Raw genomic sequence first — 21,969 nt, forward strand, 5'->3', positions numbered from 1 at the left:
CTAGTTCCTGAACACCGCGACCGTACGCGCCGGGACCGTGAACGTGCCGGTCGCCTTCTCGTACGACGAGGTCTTCACCACCGCGTCGGCGCCCGCCGTCTGCACCGGGTGCAGCCGGTAGCCGGTCCCCGCGAGCTCCGCGACGCGCTGCCGCTGCTGTTCGGGCGTGGCGTTGAACACCACGACGAGGTCGCCGAGCCTCATGGTGATCACGCCGGGCGTCTCGTCGGCGCCCGACAGCGGGAAGGACAGCTTCCGCTGCACCTGCGCCGCCGTGGCCAGCGAGAACTCCTGCTCACTGGTGCGGATGCGCAGCAGGTCCCGGTACGCGGCCGAGGCCCCCTGGATCTGCCGGCAGCCCACCTTGACGGTGGTGAGCAGCGGTTCGGCGTACGGCCACTTGTCCTGGTTGTCGGCCGCCAGGGGCAGCCCGCGGCCGAAGCCGTTGCCGTCGGCGCAGTTCCAGTGGATGGCGTTGAACCAGTCGCCGCTGTCGTAGGAGTTGCGGTCGAGGGACTTCGAGCGCAGCAGGTCGGTCCCGGCCTGGGACAGCGCGGGCCCCTGGGACAGTGCGGCCGTGGCCATGGCGAGGACCTGCATCCGGGCCCGGTCGTCCGCGTTCGTGGAGGACGGCAGCTTGTAGGTGAGGGCGTCGAACAGCGACTCGTTGTCGTGGGCGTCGGCGTAGGCGAGGGCGTCGCCGGGGGCGTCCGCGTATCCGGCGGGTGCGCCGTTGTAGTCGACCTCGGCGCCGGTGACCTCCTTGCCGCCGGTGTCGGTGAAGCGGTACGCGGCGAGGTTGCCGCTCAGGCCGACCTTGATCAGGTCCTGGTAGTGCAGCAGGCGGGCCTTCTGTTCGGCCCTGCTGCCGTTGTTCCGGGAGGAGTTGGGGTCGGTGTAGAGGCCGGAGGCGAAGCCCTGGACGCCCGGGTCGTCGTCGAAGGGGCCGCCGCCGCGGACCGCGTCACGGGCCCGGTCGGAGAAGGTCGCGATGCCCGTGCCCGCCATGTTCTTCTGCGTGGCCTGGACGAAGCGCGCGTCGTCGGCGACCTCGCCGAAGTTCCAGCCCTCTCCGTACAGGATGATGTTCCTGCCGTCCACGCCGTCCTTCTTGAGCGTGAGCGCGTCGAGTGCCTTGCGGACGGCGAGCATGTTGGCCTTGGGGTGGTGGCCCATGAGGTCGAAGCGGAAGCCGTCGACCTTGTACTGCCGGGCCCAGGTGACGACCGAGTCGACGACGAGCTTGCCCATCATGGCGTTCTCGGGCGCGGTGTTCGCGCAGCAGGTGCTGTCGGCCACCGAGCCGTCGGCGAGGAGCCGCTGGTAGTAGCCGGGCACGATCCGGTCGAGCACGGAGGTGTCCGCCTGGCCCGCGGCGGCCGTGTGGTTGTAGACGACGTCCATGACGACCCGCAGCCCGCCCTGGTTGAGCGCCTTGACCATCTGCCGGAACTCGACGGTACGGGCCGTGCCGTCCGGGTCGGTGGCGTAGGAGCCCTCGGGGACCGTGTAGTGGTAGGGGTCGTAGCCCCAGTTGTAGGCGTCCTTCGCGGCGGTCGCCGCCACGCACGCCTGCTGCCGCTCGGAGTCGGCCGGGTGGGCGGCCAGGTCGCAGTCCGGGGCGACCTGGTCGGCCTTCCTCTCCGGGATGGTGGCGATGTCGAAGGCGGGCAGCAGGTGCACGTACGAGGTGCCCGCCTTCGCCAGGTCCCGCAGGTGGCGGGAGCCGTCGCTGTTCTTGTCGGTGAAGGCCAGGTAGGTGCCCTGCTCCTTGGCCGGGACCGTACGGTCCGCGACGGAGAAGTCCCGGATGTGCAGCTCCTGGATCTGGGCGTCCCTGAGCGGTACGGCCTTGGGCTTGGCCAGGCCCTGCCAGCCGCTCGGGGCCAGCGCCCGGTCGTCGAGGTCGACGACGAGGCTGCGCTCGGAGTTCGCGGTGAGCGCGACCGAGTACGGGTCGGTGACCTTGTTGGTGACCACCTTGCGGACGGTGGGCGCCCACACGGTCACGACGTACCGGTAGGGCTTGTTCTTCCAGGACGCCGGGCCGGTGACGGACCAGACGCCGGTGGTGTCGTCGCGGTGCATGGCGACCGGCTTGCCGTCCAGTTCCAGGGCGACGTTCCGCGCGGTCGGCGCCCACACGCTCAGCGTGGGCCGGCCCTGGTGGAAGACGGGGCCGAGCTGCGCCTTGGTGGCGGTGTTGCCGTACACGTCGTCGAGCACGCCCGCGAGCTGGACGCCGGTCGCGGCGAGCACGGCCCCGTTCGCGGCCCGCTGGGAGGCGACGATCTGGCCGCGCAGGGCCTCGCGGACGCGGGCGCGGTCACGGGGGTCGACGGACCAGGCGGTGTAGTCCTTCAGGTGCGGGTACTTCGCCTTCTGGGCGTCGGTGAGCGTGGTCCTCGCCAGCCGCAGCCAGCGCTCGTCGTCGCTGGTCAGCGTTCCGTCCCGGACGGTGATCGAGCCGTCCTGGGAGGAGAGCAGCTGGGTGGAGGCGGCGCCTTCCACGCCCTTGAGGGCCACCGTGTCCCGGTCGATCCAGACCGCCTTCGAGGTGGTGAGGTCGAGGGCGCCCGCGCCGCCGGCGGGCTGCGGCAGCAGGGGCTTGTCCTGGCCGCTCATCAGCCACACCTCGTGGCCGTCGGCTGCCGTGAGGTCGAGGGACTGGTCGGTGGGCAGGTCCTTCTCGTCGCCCTTGTGGATGATGTAGCCGAGACTGGCGGCACCGTCGGTGAGCGGTACCTCGAAGACCGCGCCATAGGAGTCAGTCTTGACCGGCTGGAGGGGTTTCGACCAGTCGGTGGGGTTCGCGGCGCCGGTCCACACGTGCAGGCCCCAGCCGTCGTACTTCCCGTCGGCGCGGTGGTAGTGGAGGACGGCCTTGGCCGGGTCCTGCGCCGGGTACTCGGGGCGCGTGGTCCGTACGTCCTCCTTGCCCTGCTCGATCCAGACCTCGCCCGTCCGGGTGACGTCGATGGACCGGTCGGCGGAGACGTCCTTGGTGCCGTTCTTGTCGATGACCAGGAAACCGACGTCGGAGGCGCCCGGCTTCAGCTTGACGTGCGCGAAGGCTCCGTAGGCGTCCCGGCCGATGAACGGGTGGCTGTCGGGCCAGGTGGTCGACTCGCCGTCGGCGAGGTCGCCCCAGGCGTACAGGCCCCAGTTCGCGTAGTCGCCGTCGGCGCGCTTGTAGTGGACGACGGCGTAGTCGCGGGAGGAGGCGGTGGGAACCTCGGGGGCCGGCGGGGTGCCGGTGGTGGAGGCCGCGGTCGCGCTCGCGGTGCGGCCCGCCGAGTCGACGGCGACCGCCTTGTAGCGCAGGGCGGTGCCGGCCGGGACGGTCCGGGGCAGGGTCTGGGTGACCCGGTAGGGGGCGTGGTCGGCGGAGCCGAGCACCTTCCACGGGCCGTTGCCGGTCTGCGCGGCGAAGACGACCCGGTTGAGCTGCCCCCCGGTGACGTCGGCGCTCAGCTCGACAGTGCCGGTGGCGCCCGCGGCGGGGGGTGTGAGGGTGACGGCCGGCTTGGCGGCGGGCCGGTCGAGGGTGCCCGCGGCCTTGAGGACGACGGACGATCCGGCCGGGACGGTGACGGTGACCTTCCGGTCGGCGCCGGAGGTCACGGCGGCATCGGTGCCGTACACCCCGCGGTACGTCATCCGCGCCGAGCCTGTGGCGAACGTGGCCGTCCGCGCCTGGCCCGCGTTGTTGAAGGCGACGACGTACTCGGCTCCGGTCCGGGCGTCGGTGCGGGTGAGGGCGTAGACGCCGGGTCCGTCCGCCGCGTACCGCTCGGTCTGGACTCCGTCCGCGAGGGCCGGGTTGTCCTTGCGGAGCTTCGCGAGGGCGGCGATCTGCCGGTAGAGCGGCGCGGTGGTGTCGTAGGCGTCGCTCGCGTGGGTGCGGTCAGTGCCGATCTGCTCGTCGGCGAGGTAGTCGGCGACCTTGGAGGCGAACATGGTCTGGCGGGCGTCCTTGTCGCCGCCGGAGCCGGTGAAGCCCTGCTCGTCGCCGTAGTAGACGACGGGGTTGCCGCGGCTGAGGAACATCAGCTCGTTGGCGAGCCTGTCCTTGCGCAGGATCTCGGCGTCGGTGGCCTTCGGGGCGTCCTGCTTGAGGAAGTACCCGATGCGGCCCATGTCGTGGTTGCCGAGGAAGGTGACCTGCTCGTAGGCGTTGGCCTTGTCGGTCGTGTACCTGTAGTCGTCGCCGAAGACGCCCGCGAGCCTCTTCGCGCTGCCGCCCTGGGAGGCGTAGGCGCGGGCCGCGTCCTGGAACGGGAAGTCGAGCGTGGCGTCGAGACGGCCCTCGGTGACGTAGGAGGCGTTGAGTGCGGTGTCGGCGGAGTAGACCTCGCCGAACATGAAGAAGTCCTTGCGTCCGTGCGCGGCGGCGTACTTGTCGAGCGCCGTCGCCCACTGGGTCCAGAACTCCATGTTGACGTGCTTGACCGTGTCGATCCGGAAGCCGTCGACGCCGAAGTCCTTCACCCAGCGCTGGTAGATCTTCTCCATGCCGCTGACGACCTCGGGGCGCTCGGTCCACAGGTCGTCGAGGCCGGAGAAGTCGCCGTAGGTGGAGTTCTCACCGGCGTAGGTGGAGTCGCCGCGGTTGTGGTACATCGTCGGGTCGTTGAGCCACGACGGGACCTTGACGTTCTTCTTCGCGGCCGGGACGACCGGGGTGCGCGGGAAGGAGGAGGCGTCGACGGCGGGGAACTTCTTCGTGCCGTCCGCGTACTCGGCGTCGTCGAACGGGCGGCCGTCCTTGGTCAGGTAGGGGAAGGCGCCCTTGGACAGGTACTCGTGGGCGCCGCCCTCGTAGTCGACGACGTCGGCGGTGTGGTTGGTGATGACGTCGAAGAAGACCTTCATTCCCTTGGCGTGTGCCTTGGAGATGAGGGTCGTGAGGTCCTTGTCGGTGCCGAAGTGCGGGTCGACCCGGGTGAAGTCGGTGATCCAGTAGCCGTGGTAGCCGGCCGAGGCGTCCTTGCCGGTCCCCTGCACGGGCTGGTTCTTGAAGATCGGCGCCAGCCAGATGGCCGTGGTGCCGAGGCCCTTGATGTAGTCGAGCCGGTTGGTCAGGCCCTTGAGGTCGCCGCCCTGGTAGAAGCCCTTGTCGGTGGGGTCGTAGCCGGTGACGAGCCGTGAGCCGGTCAGCCCGCCGCGGTCGTTGCCGGTGTCCCCGTTGGCGAAACGATCCGGCAGGACGAAGTAGAACTGCTCCCTGGTGCTGTCGTGCCGGGCGGGCTCGGCCGCGAGCTTCGCGTCGGACGGCGGTGCGGGCGGTGCCGCCGCCTGTGCCGTGAGCGGTGGGACGAGCACTGCGGCAATCGCGGCCGCGGTGACGGCTGCGACGCGTCTGCCTGACGGGGTGCGGCGCCGCGAGGGCGCCGGCCATCTCGGTATCACGGGGTGAACTCCTTGGCGGTACGGCTCACTTGACTGCGCCCCCTCGCCCCGGCCATCAACAGGACCACCGGGCGCGGCCGCGACCGTACCGCCCGCGCAAGCCTTACTGCAATACCCTTGCAAGACCAAGCAACTTCTTTCACCAACCCCCACCCCGCCAGAGGCCGACGCCCCACTCCGGAAGCGCCGGCCCCACCCTCACGGGAAGCGGTGGAGGACCTGCGGTTGGCCCCACTCGACGAACCGTTCCCCGGGGGCACCCACGCAGCCCCGCTCACGGATGCGGACCGTCTCCGGGGGCACCGGCCCGCCGAGGTGGCGGCGCACCTCCGGATCGGTCCACAGGCGGCGGTGAGCCGGAACGTCGTCCGGCTCGACCGGCCGCAGGAGCAGGCGCGGGGTCGTCAGCAACTCGACTTGCCCGCGTAGATGGCGAGGGCCGTGTTCGGGGCGACTGCGGCCTTGAACCAGCCCGTGGCGTCCACTGTGACGGTTCTGTTGCTCTGTACGTCGCAGTAGGTGCCCGCGGGGAGTGAGGTCTGGTAGGAGCGGTCGGCCGTCGTGTTCTCGTGGTTGATGACCACATAGCCCTTGTTGCCGCGGCCGAACACGATGAGGTTGTTGCCGTTGTCCCACCAGTTCGTCACCGCCTGGCCGCGCGTGGCGTTGCGGAAGGCGACCATGGACTTGATCTCCGGCCAGGCGTGCTGGCACTTCCAGCCGTCCTGCCAGCAGGCGTTGACCTTGCCGCCGTTGGGCGGACCGGCGTCCGCGTCGGACCACTCGTAGGCGGAGTTGATGTCGGGGGCGCCGTAGGGCCAGGCCAGCATGAAGACGTTGGCCAGCGTGTAGTTCGCGCCGTTCTTGTAGCTGAGGGTCGAGCCGTTGCGCTCGGTGTCGTGGTTGTCGACGAAGACGCCGGCCACCGAGCTGTTCAGGTAGCCCCAGCCCTCGCCGTAGTTCTTGAGGTAGGCGAGCTTCTCGTTGGTGAGGACCCGCTTGAGGTCGTAGGCGTAGCGGAACTCCTGGACGTCGCCGTTGCCGGTGTACTCGGTCGGCTGGACCGCCTCGCCCGCGCCGTAGATGACCTCCTGCTTCCAGTAGGCGGAAGGGTTCTTCAGACGTGACTTGATGTTGGCGAGGTCGGCGGCCGGGATGTGCTTGGCCGCGTCGACACGGAAGCCGTCGACGCCCAGGGAGAGCAGGTCGTTCATGTAGCCCGCGATGGCCTGGCGGACGTAGTCCGACCCGGTCCTGAGGTCGGCGAGCCCCACCAGTTCACAGTTCTGGACGTTGTAGCGGTCCTGGTAGTTGGAGATGTCCGACCGGCAGTCGTTGAAGTCGTTGTTCGAGTACAAACCCGGATAGGCGTACTTGGTGTACGAGGAGCCGCCGGTGCCGGTGCCGCTGCCCGCCGACATGTGGTTGATGACGGTGTCGACGACGACCTTCACCCCGGCCGAGTGGCAGGCGTTGACCATGTTCTGGAACGCCGCGCGATCGCCAAGGCGCCCTGCGATCTTGTAACTCACCGGCTGGTACGACGTCCACCACTGCGAGCCCTGGATGTGCTCGGCGGGCGGGGAGACCTGGACGTAGCCGTAACCGGCCGGGCCGAGCGTGTTCGCGCACTCCTTGGCGACCGAGGCGTAGTTCCACTCGAAGAGGACCGCGGTGACGTCCTTGGTGCCGGGCGGGGAGGCGGCGGCGGGCGTCGCGAGGGCCGCGGAGGCGGCCACGGCGAGCGCGGCCGCGTATGAAAGTGGTCTGCGGAGGGCCATGTGGGGGTTCCTTCTTCGTTGAAGGCTCTTGCTGAAAGGTTCAGCAAGTCGTTGACCCCGGATGGTAGAAGGCCCGCTGCCCCAACGGGCAGCGGGCCGTATGGAGTTGATGTGAAACTGTGACCTGCCGGCTCAGGCCGTGGTCCACCACACCGTCGTGTCGGAGGGAACCTTCGCCTCGCCGTCGGCCTCCGTGACCTCACCGCTCGTGAGCAGCACCCGGCCGTACGCCGGGGTGGTCACCGACTCGCCGGTCGTGTTCGCCACGCAGACGAACTCGCCGCGCCGGAAGGCGAGAACGCCCTCGGGCGCGCGCAGCCACTCCACCGCGTCGCCGGCGCCGAGGCCGGGGTGGGCGCGGCGGGCGGCAAGGGCCTCGCGGTACAGCTCCAGGGTGGAGCCCGGCACGCCCTGCTGGGCCTCCACGCTCAGCCGGCCCCACTGCGCGGGCTGCGGAAGCCAGCTGCCCCCGCTGCCGAAGCCGTAGGAGGAGCCCTCACGGCTCCACGGGATCGGCACGCGGCAGCCGTCCCGGAACCCGTCCTGGCCCTCGCCCCGGAAGTACGCCGGGTCCTGACGCACCTCGTCCGGCAGGTCCACGACGTCCGGCAGGCCCAGTTCCTCGCCCTGGTAGACGTAGGCCGAACCGGGCAGCGCCAGCATCAGCAGTGTCGCCGCGCGCGCCCGGCGCAGGCCGAGCTCGCGGTCGCCCGCGCTGCGGATCTGGGTGCCGAGACCGGGCGGGTTGGCGAACCGGGTCGCGTGCCGGGTGACGTCGTGGTTGGACAGCACCCAGGTGGCCGGGGCACCCACCGGGCGCATCGCCTCCAGGGTGCGGTCGATGACCTCGCGCAGCTCGTCGGCGTCCCACTCGGTGCCCAGGTACTGGAAGTTGAACGCCTGGTGCAGTTCGTCGGGGCGCACGTAGTTCGCGGTCCGCTCGACGGTCGGGGTCCACGCCTCCGCGACGAAGATGCGGTCGCCCGAGTACTCGTCGAGGATGTGCCGCCACTGGCGGTAGATCGCGTGCACGCCGTCCTGGTCGAAGAACGGCATGACATCGTTGCCCAGCAGCTTCAGCTGGTCGTGGCCGCCGAGGTCGGGCAGGCCCTCGGCCTTGACCAGGCCGTGGGCCACGTCGATGCGGAAGCCGTCGACGCCCATGTCGAGCCAGAACCGCAGGATGGAGCGGAACTCGTCGCCGACGGCCGGGTGGTCCCAGTTGAAGTCGGGCTGCTCGGGCGCGAACAGGTGCAGGTACCACTCGCCCGGGGTGCCGTCCGGCTCGGTGACCCTGGTCCAGGCGGGCCCGCCGAAGATGGACTCCCAGTCGTTGGGCGGGAGTTCGCCGTCCGCGCCCTTGCCGGGACGGAAGTGGTAGCGGTCCCGCGACGGGGAGCCGGGGCCCTCCGCGAGCGCGCGCTTGAACCACTCGTGCTGGTCGGAGGAGTGGTTGGGCACGATGTCGACGATGATCCGCAGACCCAGCGCATGGGCGTCGCGGATCAGCGCGTCGGCGTCCAGCAGGTTGCCGAACATGGGGTCGACGGCACGGTAGTCGGCGACGTCGTAGCCGGCGTCGGCCTGCGGGGAGGCGTAGAACGGGCTGAGCCAGACGGCGTCCACACCGAGGTCGCGCAGGTACGGCAGGCGGGAGCGTACGCCCTCCAGGTCGCCCATGCCGTCGCCGTCGCTGTCGGCGAAGCTGCGCGGATAGACCTGGTAGATCACCGCGTCCCGCCACCAGTCGCGGCGCGGGGCGACGGTGGTGGCAGCCGCTTCGGAGAGGGGGGATTCGGCCGGGAAGTGCTGCTTGCTCATGGCGTCCTTGGTGCGTCGGGTGTGCCCCTGCTCGGGCGAGGGCGAGAGCCGGGGCGCTTGCTTGTCATGGGTGCGGGGGGACGGCGTCGGGGTGACGAGGCGGCCGCGGTGCCGGCGGGGTCAGGTGGTTCCCCTGCTCGAAGAGCCGGGGAGACACCGCGGCCGCCACCCGCGCGTGCTGACGCGCGGGAGCCGTTGACCGGGGGTGGGGTCAGCCCTTGGTGCCGCCCGCGGTGAGGCCGGTGACGAGGTTTTTCTGGACAAGGTAGAAGAAGACCGACACCGGAACGGCGATCAACACCGCGGTGGCGGCCATGTAGTTCCACTGGGCGTCGTGCTCGCTCACGAAGCTCTGCAGGCCGACCGCGAAGGTGTACTTGGAGTCGTCCAGCATGAAGGTGGTCGCGAAGGCGACCTCGCCGACGGCGGTGATGAAGTTGTAGAAGGCCGCGACGGCCAGTCCCGGGCGGGCCAGCGGCAGGATCAGCCGCGCGAAGGTGCCGAAGGGGCTGAGCCCGTCCACGCGCCCGGCCTCGTCGATCTCGAACGGGATGGTGTCGAAGTAGCCCTTGAGCAGCCAGGCGCTGTAGGGCACGGCCGTGGTGCAGTTGATGACGATCAGGGACCAGTACGTGTCGATGAGACCGAGTTGGCTGAAGATCTCGTACATCGGCACGATCAGGATGGCGATCGGGAAGGCCTGGGTGAGCAGCAGCACCCACATCAGCTGCTTGTAGCCGGGGAACCGCATCCGAGAGACCGCGTAGCCGGTGGTGGCGGCGACGAAGACACCGATCAGGGTGGTGCCGAAGGCCACGATCATCGTCGACTTGAACCAGTCGAAGAAGGCCGTGTGCTGCAGCACGAAGCTGTAGTTGGAGAAGGTGAGCTTGCCGAGGATCTTGCCCGGGTGCAGGTAGTCGTCCTTGTCCGGGCCGAGGGACAGGAAGAACAGCCAGGCCACCGGGGCCAGCGCGATGAGGCTCGCCACGGCGAGGCCGCCGTGCAGCAGGACGCCGCCGAGCCTGCCGCGCTCGCCCCGCCGGCGGGTCCGGCCCGGAGGCGCCTCGGCGGGGGCCGGGCCTGCCGGGGTCTTTGCGAGGGTCGTGGTGCTCATGGTGGCGGCTCCTGCGGCGTCAGACGGCGAGCTGGTCATTGCGCTTCAGCCAGCGGAAGTAGAAGGAGGTGAAGACGGTGAGGATCGACAGCAGCAGTACGCCGTACGCGGCGGACTGGGCGAAGTCGCGCGGCTGCTGTCCGAAGCCCAGGTAGTAGGCCCAGGTGACGAGGATCTGGGCGTCGGGCGCGCTGGTGGGGCCGAACAGCAGGAAGATGATGGCGAACTGGTTGAACGTCCAGATCACGCCGAGCAGCACCACGGTGGAGCTGACCGAGCGCAGCCCCGGCAGGGTGACGTACCGGAACCGCTGCCAGGCGTTCGCGCCGTCCATCTCCGCGGCCTCGTAGAGCGTGGAGTCGATGGACTGGAGGCCGCCGAGCAGCGAGAGCATCATGAACGGCACACCGCACCAGGTGTTGACCATGATCGCGGCGAACCGCTGCCAGAAGGTGTCCTCGAGCCAGTGCGGCTGGGGCAGGTGCAGACTGCCGAGCACCTGGTTGAGCACACCGGAGTCGGAGAGCATGATCCGCCAGGAGAAGACCGTGACGAAGGCGGGCACGGCCCAGGGCAGGACCAGCAGCATCCGGTAGAAGGTGCGGCCGCGCAGCTTCTGGTTGAGCATGAGCGCGAGGCCGAGGCCGATGCTGTAGTGCAGGAACACGCAGGCGGCCGTCCAGAAGACGGTCCACAGGAAGTGCGACCAGAACCGGTCGTACGCGGTCGGGCCGAACAGGATGTCCTGGTAGTTGTCCAGCCCGATGAACTTGTAGGTGGCCTCGATGTGGTTGACGCCGATGGTGCGCGCCGAGTTCAGGCTGTTGGCGTCGGTGAGGGTGAGGTAGAAGCCGCGGATCAGGGGGTAGCCCACGATGCCGCCGAGCACGAGCAGCACCGGCGCGATCATCGCGTAGGCGTACCAGTACTTCTGGAATCCGTTCCTCAGGCGCTGCCCCAGCCCGGGCCGAGGCGCGCGGTCACCGCGGCGCCTGCCGGTCGCTCGGTCGATGGCGACTGTCATGGTTCGACACCTTTTACAAGATCAGGGAATGGGGCCGGGCGCAGGCCGGTGGCCGCCGGAGTGCTCCCCCCTTCACGTTCACGTCGGCGGGAGCACTCCGTCGGCCACGCGGGCTCACTTGGCGAAGTCGGGGACCAGCTTGGAGATCGCGAGTTCGGCGTTGTCCAGGCCCTTGTCCAGGGACTCCTTGCCGGCGGCGATCTTGGCCAGCTCGGTGTCGAGCGGGCCCCACAGGGAGCTGTACTCCGGCAGCGCCGGGCGCGGCTGGGCGGCGGCCAGGACGCCCTGGTAGCCGGCGATCCCGGGGTCGGCCTTGACCTCGGCGGTGTAGGCGTCGTCGCGGGTGGGCAGCGTGGCGTTCTTCAGGGCGATGGCCTCCTGGGTCTTCGCCGAGGTCATCCAGTTCACGAACTTCAGGGCCGCGTCCTGGTGGGCCTTGTCCGAGCCGGCGTAGACGGAGAGGTTGTGGCCGCCGGTCGGGGCGCCCGCCTTGCCGGAGGAGCCGGCCGGGACGGTGGCGATGCCCAGGTTGGACTTGTCCGTGAACGCGGAGCCCTTGTAGAAGTTCGTGATCTCCCAGGGGCCCTGGATGATCGCGGCGACCTTGCCGTTGACGAACGCGTCCTGGATGTGCTGGTAGGCCTCGGCGGTGGTGTCCGCCTTGTGCAGGCCCTTGCCGTCGAACAGGCTGAGCCAGGTGCCGTAGCCCTTCTTGGCCGGCGCCGAGTTCATGGTGATCTTCTTGGCGTCGGCGTCGACGGTGTCGGTGCCCTCGCCGTAGACGAAGTTCTGGGCGTAGTAGGCCTGGGTGGAGCCCCAGTAGCCGTCGACGCCGGTCTTGTCCTTGATCTTGGCGGCGGCGGACTTCAGCTCGTCCCAGGTCTTGGGGGCCTCGGTGATGCCGGCCTTCTTGAAGAGGGCCTTGTTGTAGACCAGGGCCAGGGTGTCGGTGACCAGCGGGACGCCGTAGGTCTTGCCCTCGTACTGGGCCTGCTTGATCAGGCTGGGCTGGAACTTGTCCTGGTCGGCGAGGGCCTCGGTGCCGTCCAGCGGCACGAAGTAGCCCTTCTTGGCGAAGGCCGGGGTCCAGCCGACCTCGGAGCGCAGCACGTCCGGGGCGCCCTTGGAGCCGGCGGCCGTGTCGAACTTGTTCTGCGCCTGGTCGAACTGGACGTCGACGTACTTGACCTTGATGCCCTTGTTGGCCGCTTCGAACTGCTTGACCAGGGCCTCGTACGTCGGCGCCTCGTTGGTGGCGTTGGAGGTGTCCCACCAGGTGATGGTCACCGGACCGTCCGACTTGTCGCCGTTGTCGCTCCCGCCGCACGCCGTCGCCGTGAGGGCGAGGGACGCCACCAGCGCGGTGGCCGCTATGCCACGCCGCATTGAGTTCTCCTTGAGGGTTAAGCCCGTGAACAGGTAACGGCCCCGTCCGCCGCCCTGCCGATTCCGACCGCGCCATTGCCGCCGCCGGGCGACGGGAAACGTAACAGCGTTGCAAGCCTGGCGAAAGACCTTGCAGAAAAAAAGTGCAAGACACCGCGTCAGTTACCACTTCGTGACCCACCCTTGCGGGCCCCACGGTCCTGATTTCACGCGGACAGGCGGCCCGTCGGACACTTGTGCAAGACTCTGCAAGCCCTTGCCAGACAGTGGCGAGGGAGGAATCATCCCGTTGCGGACCGGACGCCGAGACCCGGACGTCGACCGGACGCCGACCGAACACGAGGGATCGCGATGACGCAGCAGCCCGCAGCGGGCCGTTCAACGGCTCGCACGAGGCGCCCCATCGGTGGGCAGGGCGGGGGACGACCGGTACAGTCCGGTCACGTGACCACACGGCTTGCCGACATCGCAGCCCAGGCGGGGGTGAGCGAAGCGACCGTCAGCCGCGTCCTGAACGGGAAGCCGGGCGTCGCCGCCACCACCCGCCAGTCCGTGCTGGCCGCCCTCGACGTCCTCGGCTACGAACGCCCGGTGCGGCTGCGGCAGCGCAGCGAGGGCCTGGTGGGACTGATCACCCCGGAGCTGGAGAACCCGATCTTCCCGGCGCTGGCGCAGGTCATCGGCCAGGCGCTGACCCGGCAGGGATACACCCCGGTGCTCGCCACCCAGACCCCCGGCGGGTCCACGGAGGACGAGCTGACCGAGATGCTGGTGGACCGCGGGGTCGCCGGGATCATCTACGTCTCCGGTCTGCACGCGGACACCACGGCCGACATGGAGCGCTACGAGCGCCTGCGCGCCCAGGGCGTGCCCTACGTCCTCGTGGACGGCTTCTCCCCCAAGGTGCAGGCGCCGTTCATCTCCCCGGACGACCGGGCCGCGATGACCCTGGCGGTCACCCACCTCGCCTCCCTGGGGCACACCCGCATCGGCCTGGCCCTCGGCCCGAAGCGCTTCGTCCCGGTGCAGCGCAAGATCGAGGGCTTCGTCCGCGCCATGCGGGACCAGCTCGGCCTGGCCGCGGACGTCGTCGAGTCGGAGCTGATCCAGCACTCCCTCTACACCCTGGAGGGCGGCCAGGCCGCGGCCACCGCGCTCGTCGAACGGGACTGCACGGCGATCGTCTGCGCCAGCGACATGATGGCGCTCGGCGCGATCCGGGCGGCCCGGCAGCGCGGTCTCGAGGTCCCCCGGGACGTCTCCGTGGTGGGCTTCGACGACTCCCCGCTGATCGCCTTCACCGACCCGCCCCTGACGACCATACGCAAGCCGGTGCCGGCGATGGGCCAGGCCGCGGTGCGCACGCTGCTGGAGGAGATCGGCGGGACGCCCGCGCCGCACAGCGAGTTCGTCTTCATGCCGGAGCTGGTGGTGCGCGGTTCTACCGCCTCGGCCCCCGGGGACCGGAGTCGCCCCTGAGACGGAGAACATGCGAACGGAACCCGACCGGGGGATGACCGGCGGACGAACGCTTTTCTGGCACACTCTGTGCCTATGGGTGACTCGACCGTGACACGCCGGGAAGGCCGGGAAAAGTCCGTTCCACACCTCGTCACGGACGAGCGGCGCCCCACCGCCCTGGAGCGGCTGCGCACACCCCGCCACCCGCGGCTGTGGTTCGAGATCCTGCTGATCGCGGTGAGTTACTGGACGTACTCGCTGATCCGCAACGCGGTCCCGGAGCAGAAGGCCCAGGCGCTGCGCAACGCGGACTGGGTCTGGAGCGCCGAGCACCGGCTCGGCATCGCCGTCGAACACTCGGTCAACCACGCCGTGAACTCGGTTACTTGGCTGATCATCGGCATGAACTACTACTACGCGACGCTGCACTTCGTGGTCACCATCGGCGTCCTGGTGTGGCTGTACCGCACGCACCCCGGCCGTTACGCGGCGGCCCGGCTCACCCTGTTCGTGACGACGGGCGTGGCCCTGCTCGGCTACTACCTGTACCCGCTGGCACCGCCGCGCCTGATGACCGACGGCCGCTTCGTCGACACGGTCCAGGTGCACCACACCTGGGGTTCCATGGCCTCGGGCGACCTGAAGAACATGTCCAACCAGTACGCCGCGATGCCCTCCATGCACATCGGCTGGTCCCTGTGGTGCGGGCTGACCGTCTTCGCCCTGAGCGCGGTTCCGTGGCTGCGCGTCCTCGGGCTGCTCTACCCCGTGGCCACCCTGGTCGTCATCGTCGCCACCGCCAACCACTTCTGGCTCGACGCGGTGGGCGGCGTCCTGTGCCTCTCCTTCGGCTTCACGGCGGCCCGCGTCTGGTACGGGGCGCTGCCGCACGCGCTGCCACGGCTGACGCCGGCGCTGCGGCCGACGGGGGCGTAGGGGGCGGGGCGGCTGTTCCGCTGAACGGCCGTTTCACCGAACGGCCGGCTCACCGAACGGCCGTCTCACCGAGCTGCCGCTTCAGGCGCCGTAGAACAGCTCCTCCATGACCGAGCGGGCCCGGCGGGCCGTCCGCCGGTACGCGTCGAGCATGTCGCCCGCGTGTCCCGGTCCGTAGCCCAGGTACCGCCCCACCGCGGCCAGCTCCCGGGGCTCGGTGGGGAACGTGTCCCCGGCCCGCCCCCGCACCAGCATGACGGCGTTGCGCACCCGGGTGGCGAGCACCCACGCCTCGTCGAGCGTCGAGGCGTCCTCCTGGGACACCAGTCCCGCCTCCCGCGCCGCCGCCAGCGCCTCACGCGTGCGCGTGGTCCGCAGCGACGCCTCCCCGGCCGCGTGCCGCATCTGGAGCAGTTGCACGGTCCACTCCACGTCGGAGAGGCCGCCCGGACCCAGTTTGGTGTGCAGCTTGGGGTCGGCGCCGCGCGGCAGCCGCTCTGACTCCATCCGGGCCTTCAGCCGCCGGATCTCCCGCACCGCGTCCTCGCGCAGCCCGCCGCGCGGATACCGCAGCGGATCGATCAGCTCGACGAACCGCCGCCCCAGGTCCTCGTCCCCGGCCACCGGTTCGGCCCGCAGCAGCGCCTGCGACTCCCACACCAGCGACCACCGCCGGTAGTACGCCTCGTACGACTTGAGCGTGCGCACCAGCGGCCCGGACTTCCCCTCGGGCCGCAGATCCGCGTCGACCAGCAGCGGCGGATCCGCGCTCGGGACCTGGAGCAGCCGGCGCAGCTCGGCGACCACCTTGGCCGCGGCCTCGGCGGCCTCCCGCTCGTCGGCGCCCTCCCACGGCTCGTGCACGAACAGCACGTCCGCGTCCGAGCCGTAGCCCAGCTCGTGCCCGCCGAAGCGTCCCATGCCGATGATCGCGAACCGGGTCGGCAGGGTGTCCCCCCAGCCCTTGCGCACGACCGCCCGCAGGGTCCCGGCCAGCGTCGCCGCCGTCAGATCGGACACCGCGCCGCCCACCCGGTCCACGAGCGCGCCCTGGTCGGCCTCGGCGGGCCGGGTCTCGGTGCCGTAGGAGCCGACGATGTCGGCGGCGGCCGTACGGAACAGCTCCCGCCGCCGCACCCCGCGCGCCGCCGTGACGCCCTGCTCGGCGGTCTCGGCGCGGCGGACGGCGGCGAGGACCTCCTGCTCCAGCTGGACGCGCCCGCGCGGTCCGAGTCCGCCCGCGTCGCCGTCGCCCAGCAGGGCCACGGCCTCGGGTGCGCGCATCAGCAGGTCGGGCGCGAGCCGCCCGGCCGACAGGACCCGGGCGAGGTTCTCGGCGGCGGCCCCCTCGTCCCGCAGCAGCCGCAGGTACCAGGGGGTCTTGCCGAGCGCGTCCGACACCTTGCGGAAGTTCAGCAGCCCGGCGTCCGGGTCGGCGGAGTCCGCGAACCATCCCAGCAGCACGGGCAGCAGGGTCCGCTGGATGGCCGCCTTCCTGGTGACGCCGGACGCCAGCGCCTCCAGGTGCCGCAGCGCGGCGGCCGGGTCGGCGTACCCGAGCGCGACCAGCCGCTCCCGCGCCGCGTCCGGCCTCAACCGGGCCTCACCGGGCGCGAGTTGGGCGACGGCGTCGAGCAACGGCCGGTAGAACAGCTTCTCGTGCAGCCGGCGTACGACGCTGGTGTGCCGTTTCCACTCGCGGGTCAGCTCGGTGATCGGGTCGCTGCGCAGCCCGAGCGACCGTCCGAGCCTGCGCAGATCGGCCTCGTCCTCGGGGACGAGGTGGGTGCGCCGCAGCCGGAAGAGCTGGATGCGGTGCTCCAGGGAGCGCAGGAACCGGTAGGCGTCGTCGAGCTGCACGGCGTCCACGCGGCCGACGTACCCGCCCGCGGCCAGCGCCTGCAACGCGTCCAGGGTGGATCCGCTGCGCAGTGACGGGTCGGTCCGCCCGTGCACCAACTGAAGGAGCTGCACGGCGAATTCGACGTCCCTTAGGCCGCCGGGACCGAGCTTCAGCTCGCGCTCGACCTCGGCCACGGGGATGGTCTCGACCACGCGGCGGCGCATCTTCTGCACGTCGGCGACGAAGTTCTCGCGTTCGGCGGCCTGCCAGACCATCGGGGCGAGCGCGGCGATGTACTGGCCGCCCAGTTCCGGGTCGCCGGCCACCGGGCGGGCCTTGAGCAGCGCCTGGAACTCCCAGGTCTTGGCCCACCGCTGGTAGTAGGCGAGATGGCTGCTGAGGCTGCGCACCAGCGGTCCGTTACGGCCCTCGGGCCGCAGGTTGGCGTCGACCGGCCAGATCGAGCCCTCCACGGTCGTCTCGGAGCAGATCCGCATCATGTGCGAGGCGAGCGCGGTCGCGGCGCGCAGGGCCTTGACCTCGTCGGCGCCGTTCACGGCCTCACCGACGAAGATCACGTCGACGTCGGAGACGTAGTTGAGTTCGTGGCCGCCGCACTTGCCCATCGCGATCACCGCGAGCCGGCACAGCGCGTCGTCCTCGGGCGCGGCGGCCCGCGCGATCCGGAGCGCGGCGCGCAGGGTGGCGGTGGCGAGGTCGGCGAGCTCGGCGGCGGTCTCGGCGACATCGGTGGTGCCGCACACGTCGCGGGCGGCGATCGAGAGCAGGCAGCGCCGGTAGGCGACACGCAGCGCGACCGGGTCGGCGGCCTCGGCGAGCCCCTGCTCGAACTCCTCGACCCCCGGGTGCAGGTCGCGCGGCTCGTAGGTGACCAGCGCCCGCCAGTCACCGGCGTGCCGGGCGAGGTGGTCGCCGAGGGCGGCGGAGGCGCCGAGCACGCCGAGCAGCCGGTCGCGCAGCGGCTTCGCCGCTATCAGGGTGTCGAGCAGCTCGCGGCGGTCCACGGACTCCGGCTGCGCCTCCAGCAGCCGCACCAGGCCCGCCAGCGCGAGGTCGGGGTCGGCGGTGGCGCCCAGCGCCTCCAGCAGCACCGGGTCGTCCCTGAGCGGCGCGAGGTCCGGGCCGTCCAGCAGCCGCTCGGCGTCCGTGGCATGGATGAAGCCGTGCCGCAGCAGCCGCGTGAAGGTACTGCTCCTGCGCCCCGGCGCCGTCATCCCGGCCTCCCGTCGGATCCAGCCCGTCCTGGCCAGAGCCTATCCGGACTCGGGGGCGGGGGCCCTGACGGCGATCCCCGCCACGGTGCGTCGGCGCTCACTCGTAGGTGTGTCGACCGCCCCATTCAAACTACTCAGAGTGGCCGCCGTGTCTACCGTCAGGCAGATCGCGATACGACGCGTACGACGGAGGGGTCCGGATGTCGGTGGACGGTGAGGCGGTACGGCTCAGGAGCGAGGCGGACGAGCCGGGGTGGGAGGTGGACCCGGACGACGACTGGGGCATCGCGGTCGTCGCCACCGTGGGGCGGCAGCTGAGGCTGCGGCGGGAGGCGGCGGGGATGCGGGCCGGCGAGTTCGCGACGGCGGTCGGGTACGGCGAGGATCTCGTCTACAAGATCGAGGGCGGGAAGCGGATCCCCCGGCCCGAGTACCTCGACAAGGCGGACGAGGTGCTGGGCGCGGGCGGGCTGCTCTCGGCGATGAAGGAGGACGTGAAGCGCGTCCGGTACCCGAAGAAGGTCAGGGACCTGGCCAAGCTGGAGTCCCAGGCGGTCGAGATCGGGCTGTACAGCAACCACAACGTCCACGGCCTCCTGCAGACCGAGGACCACATGCGTGCTCTGTTCGACGTATGGCTCCCGGCCTACTCGGAGGAGGAGACCGAGCGCATGGCAGCCGCACGTCTGGCGCGGCGCGCGATCTTCGAGAGGTCACCGGCACCGACCCTCAGTTTCGTCCAGGAAGAGGTGACGCTCCGCCGCCCGGTCGGGGGCAGAATGGTGTGGCGCGGGCAACTCGAACGCCTTCTGGAATTGGGCGAGTTGCGCAACGTGTCGATCCAGGTGCTGTTGACCGACAGTCAGGACCACTTCGGGACGGGCGGGCTGATCGAGGTGCTGAAGTTCCCCGACGGCAGCGCTGTTGGGCGCTCCGACGGGGCGTTCAGCGGGCGGCCGGTGACCGATCCCAAGCAGCTGAGGATCCTCGAACTGCGCTATGGCATGATCCGGGCCCAGGCCCTTACCCCCCGGGAGTCGCGGGCCTTCATCGAGCGAATGCTTGGAGAGTCATGATCCGCACCCCCCGAACCCGGCATGCCTCGGAACTGGCCTGGTTCAAGAGCAGCTACAGCAGCAGCGGGGACGGCAACGACTGCATCGAAGTCGCCACGACCCCCGCCACCGTCCACGTCCGGGACTCCAAGAACCCCCGAGGCCCCCGCCTCGCCCTCGCACCGGCCGCCTGGACGGACTTCGTGACTTTCGCGGGCGGGAGCTGACCCCCGCCGGGATGCGCGGGCTGGCGACGGCGTAGGACCGGACGCGGGTACCGATGCCGCGTCGGCGGGACCTGAGCACGTAGAAGCCGCAGATCGCCGCATAGGCCAGCACGAGGGCGAGCGGCCAGTAGGCGAAGGCGTAGGCGGCGTACTGGGTGCAGAACGTGATGCCGGAGTCTCCTACCGGCAGCTCTGACCTGCAGGCCGTGGGGTGGGGGCTGTAGCGGTAGAAGGGCACCGCGGCGAGGTTCACGAGGCCGAGCAGGAGGAGCGGGAACCAGGTGGCACGGTGAGCTTCGCGTACCCGGCGGGTGAGTTCACGGGCGGTGGCCAGGAGCGCTTGGGGGGTGTCTGCTGGAGACGCCGACATGCCTGTCATGCAGGCAGGTCTGCATGACAAACAGATTGGCACAAGAGGGTAGCGCTGTGACCGCAAAGGTTTACCGGGCGTGCAAGAGGGCTTGCCGGCGTGGTCAGTGCAGGATCTCGGCCGCGCGTGCCTTGGCGAGCCAGTCCGGGAACTCGCCCATCAGCCGGTCGTACAGCTCCGTGTCCGACATCCGCTTCGGGGCGTCGCCCGCGGGGAAGAAGCCGGCGTTGTCGATCACCCGCTTGGTGGGCACTTCAAGATGGTCGAGCTTGCGGAGGAAGTCGAACCGGTCGGGGCCGAAGCCGATGAACTGCCAGAAAAGGGGTAGCCGGGCCGCCTTGCACAGCATCTGTTCGGCTGCCCGCCGTGAGTCGGGCCCGCCATCGGTCTGGAAGATGACGAAGGCGGGGTCGGTGCTGCCGGAGTCGAGGTAGTGATCGATGACTTCGTCCATGGCCCAGGCGTAGTTGGTGGAGCCCATGCGGCCAAGCGCCTTGTGGTGGCGGTCGATGCTGCCCTGATAGTCGTCGACGCTGATGTCGACGACGGGGTGGGCGTCGCTGTCGAAGAAGATCGTGGGGACGATGCCGTCGTCGTCGAGATTGGCGGACAGCCCCAATGCCTGCTCCGCGAGGTGCTGCACGCTGCCGTCGCGGTAGTAGCGGCTCATACTGCGGGACCGGTCGAGGACCAGGTAGACGGCCGCCCGCTGCCCCGCCAGGTTGTTCTTCTCCAGGGATATCGCCGCGGTCCTGGTGAGGTCGACCAGGCCGGCGGGGAGCTTGTCGAAGTTCATCGGCATCAGAGGGTCCTTGACGCGGCGAGGGTGAGGCGGGCGACGACAGCCTAGGAGCTCGGCTGGACAGCACCGGCCCCTTCCGGGTACGAGAAGGCAGTGTTGGTGCAGGCCGCTGGGGGTCGTGTTCCCGGAAAGCGGCAGGGCGGCCTGTCTTCCGAGGTCTCCGTCGCTGCTCAGGTATGCGCTCTACTGCCGCCCTTCGTACGGCGTGCACCGCGCACTTCGTCAGTTTCGCCCGATTCAAAGGTCTTCTTGTGTCTCTTCTTGTCGCGCTGGGTGCCGTTGGCGTCATAGTGCTCGTACTGCTCTTCAGTTCCATACGCACTGTCGACCAGGCGCATGTCGCAGTCGTCACCCTGTTCGGGAAGTACCGCCGGGTCCTGAACCCCGGCCTGAACCTCATCATCCCGATTTTCGAACGCATCCATCGCAAGGTGCCTGTTCAGAACCAGACCTCCCGTCTGCAGTTCTCCGCCATCACGGGCGACCAGGCCGCGGTCCACTTCACGTCGACGATCATCTTCACGGTGTCCGACCATTCCCCGGAGACCGTGCAGCTCGTGGCCTTCAAGTTCATCAACGACAATTCGTTCCACATGGCGATGACCAGCGCCGTCGAGGCGAGTGTGCGGGAGTTCGTTTCGACGAAGAAGCAGGCCGAGGTTCTGGGCCTGAGGTCGGAAATCGTCTCGCACGCGAAGTCGACCCTGGATGAGCAGCTCGCTTCGTGGGGCTACACCCTGGTCGACCTGACGGTGAACGACATCACCTTCGACGCGGAGGTCATGGCGTCGATGTCTCGTGTGGTGGCGGCGAAGAACGCGCAGTCGGCCGCTGAGTTCGAGGGTCAGGCGCTGCTGATCACGCGGACGAAGGAGGCGGAGGCGAACGGTGCCGCGATCCGGATCGCGGCGCAGAACGAGGCGGAGGCCGCACGACTGCGCGGTGAGGGTCTGGCGCAGTTCCGTATGGAGCTGGCGAAGGGCCTGTCGGAGTCCGCGCAGACCCTGACGGATCACGGGGTCGACCCTGGTCTGCTGGCCTTCACGATGTGGACGGAGACGATTCGCGAGTCCGCGAAGGAGGGCGACGGCAACGTGATCTTCCTCGACGGGAGTGTCGAGGGTATGCAGAGCTCGCTGCGTCGCCTCCAGGGCCTGACTCAGGTTGATAAGGCGTAGTCACCGAAGGCGGTTGTTCCGTGCCGTGAGTGCCGCCGCAGTGTCCTACAGGGCACTGCGGCGGTTCTGCGTTCGGGCTGCCCCGCAAAACGCAAAAATCGGCCCTACGGCAGAACGCACGACCGCCGCGGCCGCGACCGCCGTCGTGCTCGCCACCGCCGGCGGCCTGAACGGCGTCGCCGTCGCACGCGTCGTGCCGATAACCGCGGATGACGTCCCCCCCGTATCCCACGGATCCGATGGGCGAACTCGACCTCCCCGACCTCGGGCTGCCCGACCTCGACAACGACGAAATCGAGGACGCCCTGAGGGGGATGGGCT

At 69.9% G+C, this 21,969-nt stretch carries 14 protein-coding genes; 5 read left to right on the forward strand and 9 right to left on the reverse strand.

All coding sequences use genetic code 11. The features are described from left to right. The 7 genes from pulA to ACIP4X_RS02235 form a co-directional block, all read right to left on the reverse strand. Entirely contained in the window at positions 1-5,412 is a 5,412-nt protein-coding gene (gene pulA, locus ACIP4X_RS02205) for a pullulanase-type alpha-1,6-glucosidase (protein ID WP_401346240.1), read from the reverse strand. A gap of 198 nt (positions 5,413-5,610) precedes the next feature. Next, positions 5,611-5,823 carry a hypothetical protein gene (locus tag ACIP4X_RS02210; protein WP_358729640.1) on the reverse strand — a complete coding sequence of 71 codons (213 nt, stop codon included), beginning with the start codon at positions 5,821-5,823 and terminating at the stop codon, positions 5,611-5,613. Further along, positions 5,817-7,193 carry an alpha-amylase family protein gene (locus ACIP4X_RS02215; RefSeq protein WP_358729639.1) on the reverse strand — a complete coding sequence of 459 codons (1,377 nt, stop codon included), beginning with the start codon at positions 7,191-7,193 and terminating at the stop codon, positions 5,817-5,819. Before ACIP4X_RS02215 ends, ACIP4X_RS02210 begins: the two co-directional genes overlap by 7 nt. 132 nt (positions 7,194-7,325) lie before the next feature. After that, positions 7,326-9,014, reverse strand: coding sequence for a glycoside hydrolase family 13 protein (locus ACIP4X_RS02220; RefSeq protein ID WP_358729638.1), 1,689 nt, complete (start codon positions 9,012-9,014; stop codon positions 7,326-7,328). A gap of 211 nt (positions 9,015-9,225) precedes the next feature. Next, positions 9,226-10,131 (reverse strand): ABC transporter permease subunit, encoded by a 906-nt coding sequence (locus ACIP4X_RS02225; protein ID WP_358729637.1) that lies wholly within the window; start codon positions 10,129-10,131, stop codon positions 9,226-9,228. A 19-nt stretch (positions 10,132-10,150) separates the two neighbouring features. Next, positions 10,151-11,155 carry a sugar ABC transporter permease gene (locus ACIP4X_RS02230; RefSeq protein ID WP_358729636.1) on the reverse strand — a complete coding sequence of 335 codons (1,005 nt, stop codon included), beginning with the start codon at positions 11,153-11,155 and terminating at the stop codon, positions 10,151-10,153. A 114-nt stretch (positions 11,156-11,269) separates the two neighbouring features. Beyond that, positions 11,270-12,541, reverse strand: a complete 1,272-nt coding sequence (locus ACIP4X_RS02235; RefSeq protein ID WP_358729635.1) for an extracellular solute-binding protein — start codon at positions 12,539-12,541, stop codon at positions 11,270-11,272. A 444-nt stretch (positions 12,542-12,985) separates the two neighbouring features. On the opposite strand from ACIP4X_RS02235, the gene ACIP4X_RS02240 reads away from it, so the two are divergent. Then, the gene (locus ACIP4X_RS02240; protein WP_358729634.1) at positions 12,986-14,020 is read left to right on the forward strand and encodes a LacI family DNA-binding transcriptional regulator; all 1,035 of its coding nucleotides are present in this window, start codon (positions 12,986-12,988) and stop codon (positions 14,018-14,020) included. Positions 14,021-14,095: 75 nt separating this feature from the next. Continuing rightward, entirely contained in the window at positions 14,096-14,938 is an 843-nt protein-coding gene (locus ACIP4X_RS02245) for a phosphatase PAP2 family protein (protein WP_358729633.1), read from the forward strand. 81 nt (positions 14,939-15,019) lie between these two features. On the opposite strand, the gene ACIP4X_RS02250 is transcribed toward ACIP4X_RS02245, so the two are convergent. After that, entirely contained in the window at positions 15,020-18,016 is a 2,997-nt protein-coding gene (locus tag ACIP4X_RS02250; protein ID WP_401346248.1) for a bifunctional [glutamine synthetase] adenylyltransferase/[glutamine synthetase]-adenylyl-L-tyrosine phosphorylase, read from the reverse strand. 200 nt (positions 18,017-18,216) lie between these two features. Here ACIP4X_RS02250 and ACIP4X_RS02255 point away from each other — a divergent pair, with 200 nt between their 5' ends. Both ACIP4X_RS02255 and ACIP4X_RS02260 read left to right on the forward strand, forming a co-directional pair. Further along, positions 18,217-19,092, forward strand: a complete 876-nt coding sequence (locus tag ACIP4X_RS02255) for a helix-turn-helix transcriptional regulator (protein WP_358729631.1) — start codon at positions 18,217-18,219, stop codon at positions 19,090-19,092. After that, the gene (locus ACIP4X_RS02260) at positions 19,089-19,298 is read left to right on the forward strand and encodes a DUF397 domain-containing protein (RefSeq protein WP_358729630.1); all 210 of its coding nucleotides are present in this window, start codon (positions 19,089-19,091) and stop codon (positions 19,296-19,298) included. Before ACIP4X_RS02255 ends, ACIP4X_RS02260 begins: the two co-directional genes overlap by 4 nt. 473 nt (positions 19,299-19,771) lie before the next feature. On the opposite strand, the gene ACIP4X_RS02265 is transcribed toward ACIP4X_RS02260, so the two are convergent. Continuing rightward, on the reverse strand, positions 19,772-20,470 hold the full coding sequence (locus tag ACIP4X_RS02265; RefSeq protein ID WP_358729629.1) for a VWA domain-containing protein: 699 nt from the start codon (positions 20,468-20,470) through the stop codon (positions 19,772-19,774). 251 nt (positions 20,471-20,721) lie between these two features. On the opposite strand from ACIP4X_RS02265, the gene ACIP4X_RS02270 reads away from it, so the two are divergent. Beyond that, positions 20,722-21,648 (forward strand): SPFH domain-containing protein, encoded by a 927-nt coding sequence (locus tag ACIP4X_RS02270; protein ID WP_358729628.1) that lies wholly within the window; start codon positions 20,722-20,724, stop codon positions 21,646-21,648. The last annotated feature ends 321 nt before the right edge of the window (positions 21,649-21,969 follow it).

Source organism: Streptomyces sp. NPDC088817 (assembly GCF_044750345.1).
Lineage (GTDB): Bacteria > Actinomycetota > Actinomycetes > Streptomycetales > Streptomycetaceae > Streptomyces.

Excerpts from the sequence above, each read along its gene's own strand:
- ACIP4X_RS02215 (WP_358729639.1), bottom strand. The coding sequence starts at position 7,193 with ATGGCCCTCCGCAGACCACTTTCATACGCGGCCGCGCTCGCCGTGGCC.
- ACIP4X_RS02220 (WP_358729638.1), bottom strand. The coding sequence starts at position 9,014 with ATGAGCAAGCAGCACTTCCCGGCCGAATCCCCCCTCTCCGAAGCGGCT.
- ACIP4X_RS02225 (WP_358729637.1), bottom strand. The coding sequence starts at position 10,131 with ATGAGCACCACGACCCTCGCAAAGACCCCGGCAGGCCCGGCCCCCGCC.
- ACIP4X_RS02230 (WP_358729636.1), bottom strand. The coding sequence starts at position 11,155 with ATGACAGTCGCCATCGACCGAGCGACCGGCAGGCGCCGCGGTGACCGC.
- ACIP4X_RS02235 (WP_358729635.1), bottom strand. The coding sequence starts at position 12,541 with ATGCGGCGTGGCATAGCGGCCACCGCGCTGGTGGCGTCCCTCGCCCTC.
- ACIP4X_RS02245 (WP_358729633.1), top strand. The coding sequence starts at position 14,096 with ATGGGTGACTCGACCGTGACACGCCGGGAAGGCCGGGAAAAGTCCGTT.
- ACIP4X_RS02250 (WP_401346248.1), bottom strand. The coding sequence starts at position 18,016 with ATGACGGCGCCGGGGCGCAGGAGCAGTACCTTCACGCGGCTGCTGCGG.
- ACIP4X_RS02255 (WP_358729631.1), top strand. The coding sequence starts at position 18,217 with ATGTCGGTGGACGGTGAGGCGGTACGGCTCAGGAGCGAGGCGGACGAG.
- ACIP4X_RS02260 (WP_358729630.1), top strand. The coding sequence starts at position 19,089 with ATGATCCGCACCCCCCGAACCCGGCATGCCTCGGAACTGGCCTGGTTC.
- ACIP4X_RS02265 (WP_358729629.1), bottom strand. The coding sequence starts at position 20,470 with ATGCCGATGAACTTCGACAAGCTCCCCGCCGGCCTGGTCGACCTCACC.